At 57.2% G+C, this 16,209-nt stretch carries 10 protein-coding genes and 1 tRNA gene; 5 read left to right on the top strand and 6 right to left on the bottom strand.

Going from position 1 to position 16,209, the window contains the following annotated elements:
* Nucleotides 1–14: 14 nt before the first annotated feature.
* Nucleotides 15–3,911 (bottom strand): beta strand repeat-containing protein, encoded by a 3,897-nt coding sequence (locus ACR0JB_RS08340; protein WP_480789822.1) that lies wholly within the window; start codon nucleotides 3,909–3,911, stop codon nucleotides 15–17.
* Between the two features lie 156 nt (nucleotides 3,912–4,067).
* On the opposite strand from ACR0JB_RS08340, the gene ACR0JB_RS08335 reads away from it, so the two are divergent.
* A complete protein-coding gene (locus ACR0JB_RS08335; protein ID WP_170394758.1) occupies nucleotides 4,068–6,107 on the top strand; it encodes a beta-propeller fold lactonase family protein in 2,040 nt (679 codons plus the stop codon).
* A gap of 12 nt (nucleotides 6,108–6,119) precedes the next feature.
* Here the strand turns inward: ACR0JB_RS08335 and ACR0JB_RS08330 are convergent, their stop codons facing one another.
* From ACR0JB_RS08330 to ACR0JB_RS08320, 3 genes are all read right to left on the bottom strand, one after another.
* Complete coding sequence (locus ACR0JB_RS08330; protein WP_170394754.1) at nucleotides 6,120–7,436, bottom strand: HlyD family type I secretion periplasmic adaptor subunit; 1,317 nt, start codon at nucleotides 7,434–7,436, stop codon at nucleotides 6,120–6,122.
* Nucleotides 7,426–9,156, bottom strand: coding sequence for a type I secretion system permease/ATPase (locus ACR0JB_RS08325; protein WP_170350011.1), 1,731 nt, complete (start codon nucleotides 9,154–9,156; stop codon nucleotides 7,426–7,428). The genes ACR0JB_RS08330 and ACR0JB_RS08325 overlap by 11 nt, the downstream gene beginning before the upstream one ends.
* Nucleotides 9,157–9,480: 324 nt before the next feature.
* Complete coding sequence (locus ACR0JB_RS08320) at nucleotides 9,481–10,398, bottom strand: LysR family transcriptional regulator (RefSeq protein WP_480789821.1); 918 nt, start codon at nucleotides 10,396–10,398, stop codon at nucleotides 9,481–9,483.
* 103 nt (nucleotides 10,399–10,501) lie between these two features.
* Between ACR0JB_RS08320 and ACR0JB_RS08315 the strand changes: the two genes are divergently transcribed.
* From ACR0JB_RS08315 to ACR0JB_RS08300, 4 genes are all read left to right on the top strand, one after another.
* Complete coding sequence (locus ACR0JB_RS08315; RefSeq protein ID WP_480789820.1) at nucleotides 10,502–11,461, top strand: tripartite tricarboxylate transporter substrate binding protein; 960 nt, start codon at nucleotides 10,502–10,504, stop codon at nucleotides 11,459–11,461.
* A 65-nt stretch (nucleotides 11,462–11,526) separates the two neighbouring features.
* On the top strand, nucleotides 11,527–11,994 hold the full coding sequence (locus tag ACR0JB_RS08310; RefSeq protein WP_170412148.1) for a tripartite tricarboxylate transporter TctB family protein: 468 nt from the start codon (nucleotides 11,527–11,529) through the stop codon (nucleotides 11,992–11,994).
* A gap of 6 nt (nucleotides 11,995–12,000) precedes the next feature.
* Nucleotides 12,001–13,515 carry a tripartite tricarboxylate transporter permease gene (locus ACR0JB_RS08305; protein ID WP_480789819.1) on the top strand — a complete coding sequence of 505 codons (1,515 nt, stop codon included), beginning with the start codon at nucleotides 12,001–12,003 and terminating at the stop codon, nucleotides 13,513–13,515.
* On the top strand, nucleotides 13,508–14,614 hold the full coding sequence (locus ACR0JB_RS08300; RefSeq protein WP_170394739.1) for a lyase family protein: 1,107 nt from the start codon (nucleotides 13,508–13,510) through the stop codon (nucleotides 14,612–14,614). Before ACR0JB_RS08305 ends, ACR0JB_RS08300 begins: the two co-directional genes overlap by 8 nt.
* Before the next feature lie 48 nt (nucleotides 14,615–14,662).
* Here the strand turns inward: ACR0JB_RS08300 and ACR0JB_RS08295 are convergent.
* Together ACR0JB_RS08295 and ACR0JB_RS08290 are read right to left on the bottom strand one after the other, a co-directional pair.
* Nucleotides 14,663–14,739: transfer RNA gene (locus ACR0JB_RS08295), tRNA-Pro, on the bottom strand.
* A 114-nt stretch (nucleotides 14,740–14,853) separates the two neighbouring features.
* A complete protein-coding gene (locus ACR0JB_RS08290; protein ID WP_170394688.1) occupies nucleotides 14,854–15,969 on the bottom strand; it encodes a THUMP domain-containing class I SAM-dependent RNA methyltransferase in 1,116 nt (371 codons plus the stop codon).
* Between the last annotated feature and the right edge of the window lie 240 nt (nucleotides 15,970–16,209).

Raw genomic sequence — 16,209 nt, 5'->3', positions numbered from 1 at the left:
AGCCGAATTTCTGATCAGGCTGTGGCCCCGGTGGGGTCGGTGTGCAGGATGTTGTCCGCACTCAGACCGCTTAGGTCATCCAATCCGGAGAATTGCGCCACGGTTTCAACTGTTGCAGAGTTCGGGGCGGTATAGTCGACTTTGACCAGCACACTGTCGGTCCCATCCGTCGCCATCACGTAAATCTCGTCGCCAGCTTGAATTCCAGTCAGGCTTTCAACGGCAGTTTCGATCGTGTTCTCAGACAGGTCGCCCAGTACCGTAGTCAGACCGACGACCCCGGTATCTGCGCCGATCGCGTCACCGACGGCCAGTGTCTCGACATCGGTGCCATCTCCGCGAAGTGTTCCGAAGCTTAGGCCACTGAATATAACGGCATCGGACACTTCGGCTGCGGTGCCAATCGTAAAGCCTGTCACTGTATCGACACCGTTTGCAGCTGGATCAGCTTCGAAGATGATGACGTCGCGCCCAGCGTCCGAAACGTCAATCGCATCATCACCGTCTTGACCGCGGATAAAATTATCCAAACCAGAGGCTACCAAGGTGTCGTCACCGCTAGTGCCAATCTGGTAGACGCTTGGACCGCCATCCGGGGTCGTGATAGTCAACTCGATGGGCTGATTTGGGTCAACAACGGTCATCTCGAATGTAACCAGAGGCTGGTTCAGATCCGTGAAGGTGGTTGCTGCACCGGCAAAGCGGATCACGTTCCCTCCGATCGGGTTGGACACGAAGAAATCGAATGCCCCGTTGCCCACATCCGACCCAGTGTCGAAGGTTACGACGGATGGGTCAAAGCCCAGCTCTGCCGTCATGGCAAGACCGCTTGAGATATCCCGATCCGCACCTGCGTAGATCTCGAATGTCACGGTGTTTCCACTGATTCCGGCCTGTGTGATGACATAGGCGGCTGGTTCATGGGCCGTATTGTCATCGTTTGCGGTCAGGGGGTCCGGACCGCCGGTAACAGTTGCGTCGGCGGCGAAATCAAGGTCGTCACCTGCGTTAATCCCCGAGAAATCCGAGGCAGGAACAGCTAGAGACCAGCTTCCATCTGCGGCGACCGTCGCAGAACCGACGGGGCTGCCATTCAGGGTGACGTCCACCGCCTGACCTGCACTTAATCCGGCAGATGTGCCCGATACGGTTACACCTGACGCCTGCGCGTCGGCCAACGACACAGCGCCGTTTGAACCGACAGGGTTCATGGTCAATACCGGCCGGAGGTCAGTGGTCAATGTGATGGTCGCCGAAGTGGCCGGGTTTCCGGCCTGATCGGTTACGCTGGCTGAAATCGGATAGCCCGTACTGTCTGCAAGGCCTGCCAAATCAGCGGAAGGGACGGTTGCGGTCCAGGAACCACCCGACGCGGTGCCGGTATATGTTTGGCCATTCAGGCTGACGGAAACGGTTTGCCCATCCTCGGCACTGGTCGTGCCCGAGATCATGAGGTCGCTGCCTTGCTCGGTCACGTCCAATTCGGTTCCAACCGGCAAGGGGTCGAGAGTCACTGTCGGAACAGTGAAATCAGTGGCAAAGCTTGTGGTGTCCTGCGCGCTGTTGCCTGCCGCGTCGGTTACCGAAGCATCGACATCATATGATACGCCATCCTGCAATGCGCTAAGATCTGCAGCCGAGGCTGTATAGCTCCAACTGCCGCTATTGACCGTAGCGGTGCCCGTGACATCCACGGTTCCGTCGGGTCGGGCGATTTCGACCGTGACAACCGTGCCGTCTGCGGCGTCAGAGGTACCGCTGACAGTCAGGTCTGTGCCTTGTTCCACGGCATTCATGACGGCGCCATCCGACAGGCCTGTGACGCTGATCGAAGGGGCGGTAAAGTCTGTATCAAAGCTGTTGCTGGCCTGGATCGCCGGATTTCCCGCCGCGTCGGACACGTCTGCCGTGACCGGAATGGTGACACCGTCAGACAAGGCGGCAAGATCCGCCGCAGGAACAGTGACAGACCATGCGCCACCCGAGGCCACCCCGGTATAGGTTTGACCGTTCATCGAAACCGTCACGAGCTGACCATCTTCGGCCGTGGTCGAACCGGTGATGGTCAAGTCTGTTCCCTGCTCGGTCGCGTTCAAAACAGCACCATCCGAAAAGCTGTCAATTGACAGGGTCGGGGCGGTGGCATCTTTGGCAAGTGGTACACTGGCTTGTGGTGCTGCCAGCCCATTGGTATCGGAAACATCGGCAGTCACCGCAAAGCTTCCTCCGTCAGCCAGGGATGCCAAGTCAGCGGCCGGCACTGTCACGCTCCAACTCCCGCCCGAGACCGTGTCTGTATAAGTTTGGCCGTTCAAGGTAACGGTGACCTGCTGGCCGTCTTCAACATTGGCCGTCGATCCCGAGATTGTCAGATCGGACCCAACCTCAACCGCGTTGAGAAGCCCGCCAACGGATAGCGGAGAAACGGAGATAGACGGGCCCGTCAAATCAACAGGAACAGAAGCCGAAGCCGGGACCGAAATGTTGCCGGCGGCATCGCTGACCGTGACATTGACGGTTGCCGGAACACCCGTCGATAGCCCGGTCAGATCGGCGCTTGGAACTGTTACGCTCCATGCGCCACCCGTGGCCGTGGTTGAATATGTTTGACCGTCAAATGTGACGGAAACCGTCTGACCGTCGACGGCTGTGGTTGACCCTGTCAGGGTCAGGTCGGCGCTGACATCGATCAATTCGATAGACCCGCCGGCAACAGGGTCCAGAGTAATCGTCGGAGCGGTAAAGTCTGTATCAAAGCTGGCATCGGCTTGTGTTGCCGAGTTGCCTGCCTGATCGTTGACATCTGCGGTGACCGCAATCGTGGCACCGTCCGGCAGGGTCGCCAGATTGGCGGCAGGGACCGATACGCTCCATTGTCCGCCAGCAACAGTACCGGTGAAGGGTTGTCCGTTGATCGTGACGACTACGGTTTGCCCGTCCTGGGCGTTCGTTGTCCCGACTACGTTGAGATCGGTGGTCTGTTCCGAGGCATTCATCACCGCCCCGTCCGAAAACCCTGTAATGGTCAGGGTCGGTGGGATGGTATCCACGGCAAATGTCACTGTTTCTGCTGACAATTCCGTGCCCTCGGCGTCGAGATTGCGGACCGTTACGGTTTGCACGCCCTGTGGCAAGGTTGCGGCCTCGGCAGGAGTCAGTGAAAGGCTCCAGCTTCCGTCATCTTCGGGGGTTACGGTTTTGGTGAGCGATCCGATCGTCACTTCAACAGTTTCAGTACCCTCTGGTGCAGTCAGTCCAGTGCGTGCCGTGCTTAGCATATCGCCCTGCGAACCTGCCAAGTTGAGAACCGGATAGCTGGGTGTCGGTGCAGGCGCAGGTGCAGGTGACGGCGCGGTATCGTCGTCTCCGCCACCACCGCCGCCGCCCCCGACAGCCGCTGCAGCACCCGCCAAACCAAGACCACCCAGCGCCGCGGTTGCGCCGCTAAGACCTCCTGCCGCTGCGGCGCCTCCGGCCTCTGCCAGGCTGAACTGGGCAATCTCGGACACGGCGTCTTCGGCGATCATGATTGCGCCACTATCAAGCACCTGTACGTTTTCGGCGGCGACAACCATCTTGCGACCATCGGCCAATTTCAAAAGAACGTCGCCATTGTCCAACAGCTTGACGGATCTTACGCCAGGAATCGTTTCCGCGAATTGGAACGCATAAAGCTCTTCGATTGTGGCCTGCGCCAGGGCGGGCAGCGCGAGAATCGTTGACCCGAGCCCGCCAAAAATGCCACGTCCGGCCCAACGGCGCATCTTGCCGTCAATCCACTGGCGGATGTGTCGCTTGCGTTCGGTATCAGGCTGAGCATCGGCCGGGTTGATCTTGGATTCAGGTTCTTTGGTCATCTTGCCCTCACATGTGGTTTCCGCATCCGCTCGAAGGATCCAGGCCTTGTTCATCTGTCTTTCTCTTCGGTGACTCATGCGGCCGGACCAGAAAAAATTGAGTTAAACTGAAGCCGAACTCCTCGTTTTCTCCACATTCCAGCTTTGGTTTCGGACTGGGCATCGGATCATCCTGTAATCGGTGCCGGGTGTGGCGTGGGGTGATTGGATATGATGCTTCAGTTCAAAGGAGTGGTTGCAACGGGGAGCACAGCGCTCGATTCAGGTATCGGCCATACGGCTTTAAAAACGCTTAATGACGTCACGTATCTGTACAGCGTGACCGGTCCGGGCGGCGGTATCGCGGTTTGGAAGCTGGTCGAAGGTGCGCTGCCGCAATTGCAAGACACCGAATATTTCAGTGGAACGATCACGTTTCAGGTTGGCGATATCGGTATGCCTGTAACGCTGGCCGGAGACGATCAGCTTGTTCTGGATGTACGTACGGCGACTGGATTGATCGGGTATGACCTGAACCCAAATGGAACCGTAGGCCCGCTTCAGGAAACGGGGACACTGACCGGCGGTGGAGATATCTCGGCCCTAGTGCAGTTCGGCGATATCCTGACCATCGCGCACGAATCGACAGGGCAGATTGCAACCTATACTGTGAACGGGGACGGCACATTGAGCCTGTCGGCGTCGATCGCGGGGCAGGCTGATTCGATGCAAGTTCTGCAAGCCGGGGCGGATCATTTCGTGATTGCAGCCGACGCGACCACCGGCACGATCAGCACCTACAATGTCGATCAAAACACCGGTGTGCTGACAGTGGTCGACAACAGCGACGCGCTAGCGACTTTAGGGATTGCTTCACCGACGGCGGTCGAAGTGGTGCAAGCCTATGGCCAATCCTGGGTCGTTGTGGCGGGGGCAGGCAGCAACTCGCTGAGCGTTATGGAGTTAGCGGGTGACGGGCGATTGATCCCCACGGATCATGTTTTGGATTCCTTGCATACACGGTTCGAAACGGTTCAGGATTTAGCCGTGATCGAGTCTGACGGGCATGTGTTTGTTGTTGCTGGTGGCGGCGATGATGGCGTTTCCCTTTTCACGCTGACACCAGGCGGGCAATTGGTGCATCAGGACAGCTTTGCCGACACTATTCATAGCGGGTTGCAGAATGTCGAAACATTGAGTGTTGCCCATGTCGGGGACGAGCTTCAGATTCTTGTCGGCGCGCAACAGGATGAAGGCTTGACGCAACTCAGCGTTTCGATTGCGGATTTGGGCATCGTGCGCGATGGCTTTGGTACGGTGACGGGTACTGCACAGAATGACATGCTCAGCGGCAGTATCCTCGAAACAACCCTGATGGGTGGCGCAGGTGACGACATTCTGATCGCAGGTATAGGCGCAACAACCATGCATGGGGGTGCCGGCGCGGATATCTTTGTTATGCAATACGGCAGTGACCCCACAACAATTAACGGCTTTCAGGCCGGAACCGACCGGTTGGATTTATTCGACTATCCGCTGCTGCGCACGCCGGGGCAACTGATGTTCACAGCCACGGCGCAGGGGGCGCAGATCAAATTTCTCGATGAGGTCATCGTGATCAACTCTTCAACCGGAGGGCCCCTGACCAGCGCTGAAGTGTTTGGCGCGGGCTTTGGCGGGCCGGATCATATCCCCGTCGATTTTGGCGATTTTGGCGGGTTGGATCCTGGCAGCTCGGATGGAGTGCAGGGCACTGTGACTGTCAACTCTGAGGCCGCGAATCCGGGCCTGTCGGACGCTGAGATTCGATTTACACCGGATGGCGGCGGAACCATCAGCGTCAGGGCGGATGACGAGGGGCGGTTCGATCTGGATTTGCCGTCAGGCACCTTTGAGGGGGAGTTGGATATTATCAAAACCTATTCGACGGCCAGCTATGAGATCACGGCGTTGGATGCGTTGCAGGTTTTGCGCATGTCGGTCGGGTTGGACCTGACCTGGGGTCCGGCCACGCCCGAGAACCTGATCGCGGCCGATATTACACAGGACGGAATGGTCAATGCGTTGGATGCGCTGGCCATCTTGCAAATAGCCGTAGGTCTGCCCACCGCGCATGAAGCGGAATGGGTTTTCCTTGATGATGACACAGACCTGTCCGGGATTACCGAGAACAATGTCAGTTATGAAACCGGTGTCGATGTCACTGTGGTCGACAATGTGATTAGCACCGATATGACTTCGATCCTTCTGGGCAACCTCGAACCGGTCTGAAACCGCAGCCCATTATTCACGGAAAGCCCGGTTGAAATAGTCGGCCATGGGTTTGACCATATAGGACAAAGGGGTTCTTTCGTCGGTCTTGATCATGGTTTCCACCGGCATGCCCGGTAACAGGGCTTGCCCATTCAACCGCTCGATCTGATTGTCTTCGGGGGCGACCTCGGCGCGGTAGAATGTCTGACCAGTTACGTCATCAGTGAATGTATCCGCCGAGACGGTGACTACCCGCCCGTCAATCTCAGGCGTCTCTCGTTGATTGAAAGCCGTGAACCGTAACGCCACTGGTTGCCCAATATGCAATTGATCTACGTGGATCGCATCAACGCGCGCTGCCACCAGCAACGGCGTGTCTTGGGGTACAATATACATCATAGGCTCGGCTGGTTGAATCACCGATTGCAGGGCGAAAACCTGACTGCCATAGACCGTACCTGCAACGGGTGCGCGAATGTCCAACCTTGATAGCCGTTCTTCCAGAGAAAGACGTCGCTCAGCCAACTCAGCGATCTGCGTCTGAACGTCCCGCAGTTCGGTAATAGCCTCTTCCCGCCGCGTGGCCGTCAATTCGACAATCTCAATCTCGGTTGCTGAAATCTGACCTTTCAGGCGAGCCACAGCAGCTTCGAGTCTACCAATCTCACCCGTCAGGCTGGCCTCTTCCCGCTGCAAGGCGGACACGCGGCTGGCCTGAGTCAAACCGCGTTGTAACAGGTCTTGTTGGTCCTTCAGCTCGTTTTGAATCAGTTCCACCTGGCGACGCAAGGACACTAGCTGTGCCTCGGTTCCTTCGATTTCACTGTCGATCTGAACCCGCTGTTTGCCCAATTGTTGGGTCTGTTGGTCCAGTGTTTCCAGACGGGCCTCGAACAATCGTTGCTGACCGGCAATCAGTTCAGCGTCGATATCATCCTGCTTTTGAATCTCTTCAAGCAGAGCTGCCAAGGCTGGGGCATCGCCACCGTCGCGTTCGGCCACCAATCGGGCTCTACGTGCCAACAACTCAAACAGTTGAGATTCGACGATCGTTTTCTCCGAAGATAAAAACGTATCGTCCAAACGGACCAGCATGTCTCCGTTGGCGACTTCGTCACCGTCGCGCACGAAAATCTCGCCCACAACGCCACCATCAGGATGTTCCACTACCTGTCGGCTACTTTGAACCTCGATTGTTCCTTGCGATATGATCGCCCCGGCCAGTCGGGTTTGCACGGACCAGATGCCAAGCCCGCCAACCAAAATCAGCAAAGCCACAAAACCGACCAAGGCTGGTATCGTGATGTGCCACACCGGGCGCGTGTCTTTACCCGTCTTATCCTGCATCTTTTTTCACCTGACTGAGGCCGCGTTTGATGGCGCCAGCGTTTTGTACCATTGCACCCAGCACCTCATCCCGAGTGCCGGATTTCACAACTTGCCCGTTTTCGACAACGGCCAGATCGTCACATTCCGAAATTGCCTGAGGGCGGTGGGTCATGATGATGGTTGATTTTCCGGCCTCTTTCAGACCTCGAACAGCGGCGTTCAGCGCCTCGGTCCCATCGGCATCCAGGGCCGAGTTAGGCTCATCCAGAATCAACAGAACCGGGTTGCCGTAAAGGGCGCGGGCCAGTGCGATACGTTGCTTTTGCCCGCCCGACAATTGGCTGTCATTGCCTTCCAGAAATGTGTCATATCCTTTGCTCAATGACAGGATCAGATCATGCGCGTTGGCCATTTTTGCTGCGGCTACAACCGCGTCAGGATCGGGATTTTCCGACATGCGGGCAATGTTTTCAGCCACGGATCCGTTGAACAGAGTAACTTCCTGCGGCAGGTAACCAATATGCTGGCCCAGATCGTCGGGATCATATTGATCCAGTGTTGCACCACCCAACCGTATTTCCCCGGCGGCAGGTTGCCACAGGCCCAACAGGGCTTTGGCCAGCGTCGATTTCCCCGAGCCGCTTTTACCGATGACGCCAAGCGCTTTACCTGGTTCTAGCCGCAAAGCGACATTGCGCAGCGTCGGCTTGTCCGCACCCGGAGGAATGACAGTTAGGCTTTTTGCGGTCAGCCGGGCCTCGGGCACAGGCAGTTTGGTGCGAGGTTTTTCAGGTGGGGTCGCATCCAGAAACCGGTTAAGCGAACTCCAGGCCGTGCGGGCCCGTTCAACCATACCCCATTGGCCAACCGCCTGCTCAACGGGTGCCAGCGCCCGCCCCAACAAGATAGAGCCGGCAATCATCGCCCCTGGCGTTAGTTCGTTGCGCAGCACCAGCCAAGCGCCAAGCGCCAGCATGGCCGATTGCAAAAACAACCGCAGTGATTTGGTTAGCGAGGTAAAGCTGCCTGTCCAGTCACTGGCGGCTATGGTCTGACGCAGGGCATTGGTGCGCTGCCGCTGCCAGCGTTGGGTTATGTCCTCTTGCATGCCTTGCGATCGCACCACTTCGGCCGCTTGTCTTGCGTGTTCGGAAAACGCGTTGGCCTGGGCCGACGCCCTTTGTGCTGAAGCCACCTTGCTGTGGGTTAGCCACTGGTTCAACAAGGCGATCAGGATAAGCAAACTCCCGCCCGCCACGGCCAACCAGCCTAGCAACGGGTGAAACAAGAAGATTGCTGCCAGAAATACTGGTGTCCACGGAATATCCATCACCGCCAAAAGAACGGGCGAGGCACACAGGTTCTGAATCGACTCAAGATCGCGCAATGCCGTGGCCGGAGCGGACCGTGCTTGTGGAAAAAGTGATCGGCGCAGGGTGGCGTCGAACACACGTTCATCCAGTTCAGACTGGAACCGGGCACCGAATCTAGCCACGATTCTGCCGCGGGCAAAATCCAGCATCGCCATAAGGCCATATAGCAGGGCCACCAGCAAAAACAGTGCTGTCAGCGTTTCCACAGCGCGCGAGCCCAGGACCCGATCGTAAACCTGCAGCATGAACAAAGGCCCGGTCAGCATCAGAAGGTTAACGAAGATGCTGAACAGAAACGCCAGGGCCAGGAAGGTAATGCCCCGATTGCGCACATTTCGCAACTCATGGCGAGGCGGCAGTGTCATGCGGTTTTCAATATTCACGTACAGGGCCTTTAGTAACTGATTCTCTGCCAGACCAGAGTTTTGGCGATGGGCCGCATCTTAAACTATGGCACGACGGAGAAAATGCGAGAATTGGTGGATCGGCGAAAAGCTACTTGCAGTCAAGGCAAAGGACCGCTGGTGGGCGCGCATACGCTCATGCCCATATCATACTGGGTTCAGTTGCCGCGCCGCTAAAGGACCGAGCTACTTGAGACCCCGCGGCAGTCGGACCGTCAAGATACCGCCGCGCATTTCGCATATCGGACGACCCTTTGTCGCCAATGTTCGGTTCCTGAGGTTGCTTTAATTGGTGGGTTCAAGCGTCTCACTCTGCTGTGCCAATTCGTTGACGACGTCGAACAAGGCCTTTTCGAACAGCGGCAGAGTTTTGGACCCTGTTTCGGAAACCGGATAAAGCAGCCCAAAGGTCATCCACCGCTCTGGGGCCACGGGAACAAGCGTAAGGTTTGCGAACGCGACCTGAGCGGCCACCAATTCATCCGCGATCGTGACACCCGCGCCCTCTCCCACCAGCGCGCAAGCCAGCTGCGAGGCGGCGACTTCGCAGGTTTGTCTGGGCGTCACACCGGCGGAACGAAAGAAGTCGTCCAGTTGATCCCGCAACAGCAGACCATGCATCAGACGTATAACGGGTTCCCCGGCAAGATCATCCGCCGTCAAATGACTTCGGGATGAAAGCGGATGGCCTGCGGGCAAAACCGCCTGCGCTTTTACTCGGAAGAGGGGTTTGGAGACGATGCCGGGATGATCGACGGGCAACGCCCCAATTCCAATATCGTATTCCCGCCCGGCCAGCCATTTTCCCGCCTCGCGTCTTGCCCGGACATCCAGGTTTACATTGGTGCTGGGGTTCTCTTGCATGAACCGTGCCACCGCAGGCGCGGACAGGGATTGTGCAATCCGGGGCATCGTCACAATGCGGAGCGTTTCGGTGCGCCCCGCTTTGATCTCGGCTGCGATGCGCGGAACTTCGTCAAGATTGTCCAGAATCCTGCCGGCCTCTTTGTAAAAGGCCAACCCTTCCGGCGTCGGTGTCAGGTTGCGGCCACTGCGATCAAAAAGCGTCAATTTCAGCTCGGCCTCAAGCCCGGTGATCAAACGGCTGACAGCAGGTTGGCTGAGATGGAGAATCTTAGAGGCGGCGACAAGGGATCCTTCGGATAAAGTAGCGCGAAACGCGCGCAGGGCTTTAATATTCATCCTTCTACTCTTTCATAATTTGCAAGAGTAGATAACACCTTTGCATTTTTTACAATTGAAGAAATCGCGTAATTTGATCCCAAGTGAAATTGGGAGGTTACTCATGAAACGCAGAACTCTTCTTGGTGTTGCCATCGCAGCAATTACCGTCACCGCCACAGCTACAGCAAGCTTTGCCGCGGATTGGCCGAAACGCCCGATCAACCTTGTTGTCCCCTACAAGGCGGGTGGCGGCACAGATGCTTATGCGCGCGCTATTTCGGCCGCTGCCGAAGGTATTCTGGACGTGCCTGTGGTAGTTGTGAATAAACCCGGTTCGGGTGGTTTGAACGGTGCCAATGCAGTCGTTGGCGCGCGTCCTGACGGGTACACTATGATGATGACGTCGGGGGGGTCGTTCCTGCTGTCGACCATGACCCGCGATACTGAGATCGACGCGCTGGAAAGCTTTGACTTCGTGGCACAGGTTGGCCAGTTGCAGACCTCATTGATGGTTCCGGTCAACAGCCCCTTTCAATCCGTTCAGGACGTGATCGATGCCGCCAAGGCCAACCCCGGCCAATTGCGGTGGGCTCATTCGGGCCGCGGTGGTTTCCATCACGTTGGCGGCATGGGTTTTTTGGCCAATAACGGTATCGAAGCTCAGGATGTGCCGTTCAAAGGGGGCGGGCCGACCCGTGCCGCGTTGATCGGTGAACAGGCTGATTTCGGCTTCCTTGGAGTTCAGCAACTGGCAGGTTTTGAAGAACAACTGCGCGCGCTGGCGGTCAACAGTCAGGAGCGTGACGGCATTATGATTGAGGTGCCCGCTTTTGGGGAGCTGGGTATTCCATTTGCTGCAGTATCCTCGCCAGTAATCGTGTTTGCTCCGAAAGGGACGCCTGCAGAGGTGGTCGCCGCGATGGAGGCCGCGCTCGAACAGATCGCTGCCAAGCCGGAATTCGCCGAACTTCTCGCCTCACGCGGGACCGGCCCGGTCTATCAGAGCGGTGCGGAGGCCAAGGCGGCGCTTTCGGCGATGAAAGAAGACGCCACCCCCTTGGTTGAAAGCCTGACCAACTAAAGCTCCTGGGGCCGGCGGATCATCCCCCGGCCCAATTCTAACGACGGAAAATAGAGAGGATCGTCATGCGTGCCTATGCAGAAGGTCTAGTGCTTGCCCTCATTTCGATTTTTGCAATCTGGGGCGCCTGGCAGGTGCCTGCGGCATCTCCAGGGGATACATGGGCCGGGATTGTGCCGTTCTCTGCCGCAGTTGCCCTGCTGTTTCTCTCGGGCCTTATGCTGGCGGGTGCAGCACGTCAGACGACGGGTGGAGCGAGCCACGCACAAGATAATGGCGCGGCCTTGCAGATCATTGGCTTGTTCATCATTGCTCTGATCTATCAACAATCCTTCCGCTGGTTCGGTTACTTACTGCCAACGGCCATTGTCGCACCACTTGTCCTTTACTTTTTCGGTGTGCGCAGCCGGATCGGGCTGGCCGTGTCTGTCATCCTTTGCCCGCTGATCTTCCATCTCATCTTTTTTGTCCTGCTCGGCGTCTACCCTCCCTATGGCGAGGTTTTCGATCTGCTGAGCTGGATTCAGGGGTAATCCACTATGGAAATCTTTCCCGCACTTCTTTCGGTTATCACAGACCCCACGCTGCTGTTTGCAATTGTCCTTGCTGCGGTTGTTGGCATGATCGTGGGTGCCACGCCCGGCCTCACGGCATCGGCTGCGATTGCCATGCTGTTGCCCATTACCTTTTACATGTCGCCGATTTTTGCGCTCGCCTTTCTTTATGTGATCGGAAAATCCGGCCGCTATGGCGGGTCGATTGCGGCGATCCTGTTCAATACGCCCGGTACTGCGGCCAGCGCGGCGACCCAGATTGACGGCTATCCGCTGGCACGCGCCGGCAAGGCGGGCAAAGCGATGAAGGTGGCGACAATCTCATCGATCATCGGGGATTTGATGGGTGACATTCTTTTGGTCATTGGCGTCGGCTTCATTGCGGCCATTGCCCTGAAACTGGGCCCGCCGGAAACCTTCGCCATCTATTTTGCAGCCTTTGTGGTGATTGGATCGGTCATCGGAAACTCCATCGTCAAAGGGTTGGCGTCGGCGCTGATGGGTATCCTGATTGCAATGGTCGGACTGGACCCGATCTCAAGCGAAGAACGCTATACGTTCGGCTCATTCGAGCTGTCCAACGGCATCGGTCTTGTGCCGCTGATGATCGGCGTATTCGTTCTGGGTGAGGTCTTTGCACAGCTTGAAACCCGGCGCAAAGCCACGGGTGACACCAAAGAGAACGAAAGCACGGCGGACGGAAACACTCTGACATGGGAAGAGTACAAACCCTGCCTGCCGCACGCTTTCCGAGGCGGGTTCATCGGTGCGGGCATCGGTGTTCTGCCTGGACTGGGTTCAGCCATTGCCGCGTTCATCTCATACGGTGAAGGCAAGCGCCGCGCCAAAAACCCGGAAATGTGGGGCAAGGGCGCGATGGAAGGCGTGGCCGCGCCCGAGGCCGCCAATAACGCGGTTTCCGGCCCATCAATGGCACCTCTGTTGACGCTTGGTATTCCGGGTTCAACCATCGGTGCAATCCTGCTGGGTGTATTCCTGATCCACGGCATTCAGGTTGGCCCGACCCTGTTCCTGACGGATAAGGAACTGGTCTATAAACTGTTCGCCTGTGGAATGCTTGGCATTCTTGCCTACGGTCTGATCGGCTATTTCGGGGCTACGCAGGTTGCGCGGTTGATCCTGAAGATACCGACCAATGTTCTTTATCCGCTGATCTTTCTGACCTCGTTTGTGGCTGCCTATTCCGCACGTGGGTCGATGTTTGATGTGACCGTCATGACAGTTGCAGGTTTCGCCGGTTGGCTGATGCGCAAATTTGATTTCAATGTTGCCGCATTCGTCATCTCTTTTGTGTTGGCCAAAGGCGCGGAAGAAACCTTTCGCCAGTCGTTGCTGATGTCCGAAGGTGGGGCGTTGGTCTTTGTGGAACGCCCCATCGCGCTTGCGTTCCTGCTGGTCGGGCTTGCGGCGATGGCATTCCGAATTCGCGGTATCGTCAAGGAACGCCGGATCGCACAAGGAGGGCTTGGAGATGCTTGATTATGGTATCTACCGGGATTGTTTTTCCAGCGCCGACATGCGGTCCATCTGGTCGGAACATACAGTCATCTCGGCCTGGTTGCGCGTGGAGCAGGTGCTTGCCGAGCATCAGGCAATGGCCAACGTGATCCCAGCTGAGGCGGCGAAGGCAATAAATTCCCTGTCAATCTGCGACCTTAACAAGCCCGATCTGCAAGAGGAAATGATGTTTGTCGGTCGCCCGATTGTCGGATTGGTCAAACAGATGCGCACCCTCCTTCCGGAATACGCCGCCTATGTGCATTTCCGTGCTACCACGCAGGACATTATGGATACTGCGATGGCTTTGCAGATGAAGCTGGGGCTAGAGTTTGTTCAAGACGCTCTGGATGGCGTTATCGCGGCCATTGATCATCATATTTCTTCTCATCCCGACACAATGATGATGGGTCGCACAAACGGGCAATTCGCAGTGCCGATTCAGCTGGCCACAAAGTTATTGGTTTGGCGATCGGAACTTGAACGCCGTTCACAGGCGCTGAAAGATGCGTCAGGACGTGGGTTGAATGTCCAGATTGGTGGACCTGTTGGCGATTTGCGTGGCTATGAAAACGGGACCGGTCAGCGCATCAAAAATGGTATCGCCGCATCTCTTGGACTGAATGTGGTCGAGCCTCATTGGCAGAATGCGCGGGACGGGGTGGCTGACATCATCACTGCCCTAGGTGCGCTGTGCGGGACGCTTTGTAAAATTGCACATAACGTCAATCAGTTGTCGTCGTCTGACATCGGAGAATTCCTTGAGGTTCAGGAACCTGGTCAAGGCGCGTCTTCCGCGATGGCCCACAAACGAAACCAACGTGCATCGGAATTCGGCGAAGCCGTAGCCCGCCTTGGGCGCCAACGCGCCGAGCAAATAGGCGAACTGACCCTGCATGAACACGAACGATCAGGTGGCGTTTGGATTGCTGAATGGGTGACGGTGCCCGAGACGTTTCTTCTGACCTCGGGCGCATTACAGTGGTTGGAACGGATGTTGAAAAACTTGGTTTTTGATACGGGCGCGATGAGCAGATCGCTCTCGGCCAAACTTATTGCCGAACAGCAAACGCATCATTAATAGAGACGCGGTTGCACCGTTTAGATCTGTTAGTCTGTTAGGTGATATTGGTCGGAGTGAGAGGATTCGAACCTCCGACCCCTGCCTCCCGAAGACAGTGCTCTACCAGGCTGAGCTACACTCCGACCGTGGCGCGTGATCTATACCCGAGGAATCGGATGTGCAAGGGGATTATGGGGCCAAATGCAGGAATTCGTGCCCAGCAGAAACTGTCCTTTGCGCCACCGCTGCATTAGCAATTAGGGTAGGGGATCCGTGCGGTACAGCCGGATTTTCGTGCCACCGTGATCGACGACTGGCCCGGCAGGGAGCAAAGGCAAGCGCGTGGCCCGGGCTAGTGATTGATTGCTGGTCACTATACCCACCCGCCAGCCGCTGAACCGCGACATCAGAACCTTGCCCAGGCTGCCGTACAGAGAGCGCAGGCGTTTCTCGTCCCCGATTCTTGCACCATAGGGCGGGTTGACGATGACCAGACCCGTGGGGCCCGGTGGCGGCTTAATGTCACTGACCGACCGGCACTGAAACCGGGTGTGTGCGGCAACCCCAGCTCGATCGGCATTGGTGGCGGCGGCCTCGGCGGCCCCGGCATTCCGGTCCGAGCCGTAAAAGACAGTGTCCAAGTTTACCGGCGGTCCGTCTTTGCGCAGTTCGGCCCAAGCGCGCGAATCGAATCCGTGCAGGTCTTCGAAGGCAAAACGGCGGGAACGGCCCGGATTTAGCCCGGCTGCGATCTCGGCCGCTTCGATAACGAAAGTACCCGAACCGCACATCGGGTCCAGAACAGCCTCAGCTCCGTCGAAACCACATTCGCGCAAAAACATCGCAGCCATGGTTTCGCGCATCGGGGCCTTGGCCACCGCCGGTTTGTGGCCACGCTTATGCAAGGGTTCTCCTGAGGTGTCGACCGAGAAGGTGCAAATGTCTTTTTCGATGCGCAGCAACACGCGCAGCCCAGCGTCGGATGAAATCGGCGCGCCCAGCGTTTCGGTGATTGCCCGCTCGACTCTTTGGCGGGCGGCCCCGGCATGATAGATGCGGGATTTCCGGCTTGTCGCCTCAACCTTGACCGGGATGTCGGCACGCAGAAAATCGGACCAGGGGAACTTGCGCGCCCGCTTGTCGAGCTGCGCCAAATGTACTGCCGGAAATGTGCCCATCCGGACCAGTACTTTGTTTGCACCGCGCAGACACAGGTTTGCTCGCCAAACCTCGGGCCAACCGCCATGGCAGCTTATCCCGCCGGGCACAATTTTGGCATCTGCGAATCCCTTTTCGACGGCTTCGGCCTGCAAAGGCGCCTCAAGCCCGGGGGTGGCCACCAGAAAAATCTCAAATTCGCGCGTCTGTTCCATTGGGCGTGCTTACACTGGAAGGGCACTGGGCGCGACCAGCAATTTTTGGGCGCTAAAATGGAAACATTTCAAAGGAAAGTGAAAATCATTGTGTGATTTTGGCGGCAACGGGTTTGCTTTTAGCATCATCCCCGCGTAAAGGAGCCCAAATCGGAAGTACGCCCGCGGAATTTGGACGCATTTCGACGCTTTTGCGACGACTGTTAAAAAATCCTGCGTTATTGTCCGACACTGTTAAAG

The organism is Ruegeria sp. BI7 (genome assembly GCF_056537925.1).
This window is presented reverse-complemented; position numbering and strand designations above follow the sequence as displayed.

Coding starts and splice junctions, on each gene's coding strand:
- ACR0JB_RS08290 (WP_170394688.1), bottom strand. CDS start 15,969: ATGGAACAGACGCGCGAATTTGAGATTTTTCTGGTGGCCACCCCCGGG.
- ACR0JB_RS08320 (WP_480789821.1), bottom strand. CDS start 10,398: ATGAATATTAAAGCCCTGCGCGCGTTTCGCGCTACTTTATCCGAAGGA.
- ACR0JB_RS08310 (WP_170412148.1), top strand. CDS start 11,527: ATGCGTGCCTATGCAGAAGGTCTAGTGCTTGCCCTCATTTCGATTTTT.
- ACR0JB_RS08300 (WP_170394739.1), top strand. CDS start 13,508: ATGCTTGATTATGGTATCTACCGGGATTGTTTTTCCAGCGCCGACATG.
- ACR0JB_RS08330 (WP_170394754.1), bottom strand. CDS start 7,436: ATGCAGGATAAGACGGGTAAAGACACGCGCCCGGTGTGGCACATCACG.
- ACR0JB_RS08325 (WP_170350011.1), bottom strand. CDS start 9,156: ATGACACTGCCGCCTCGCCATGAGTTGCGAAATGTGCGCAATCGGGGC.
- ACR0JB_RS08335 (WP_170394758.1), top strand. CDS start 4,068: ATGATGCTTCAGTTCAAAGGAGTGGTTGCAACGGGGAGCACAGCGCTC.
- ACR0JB_RS08340 (WP_480789822.1), bottom strand. CDS start 3,911: ATGAACAAGGCCTGGATCCTTCGAGCGGATGCGGAAACCACATGTGAG.
- ACR0JB_RS08315 (WP_480789820.1), top strand. CDS start 10,502: ATGAAACGCAGAACTCTTCTTGGTGTTGCCATCGCAGCAATTACCGTC.
- ACR0JB_RS08305 (WP_480789819.1), top strand. CDS start 12,001: ATGGAAATCTTTCCCGCACTTCTTTCGGTTATCACAGACCCCACGCTG.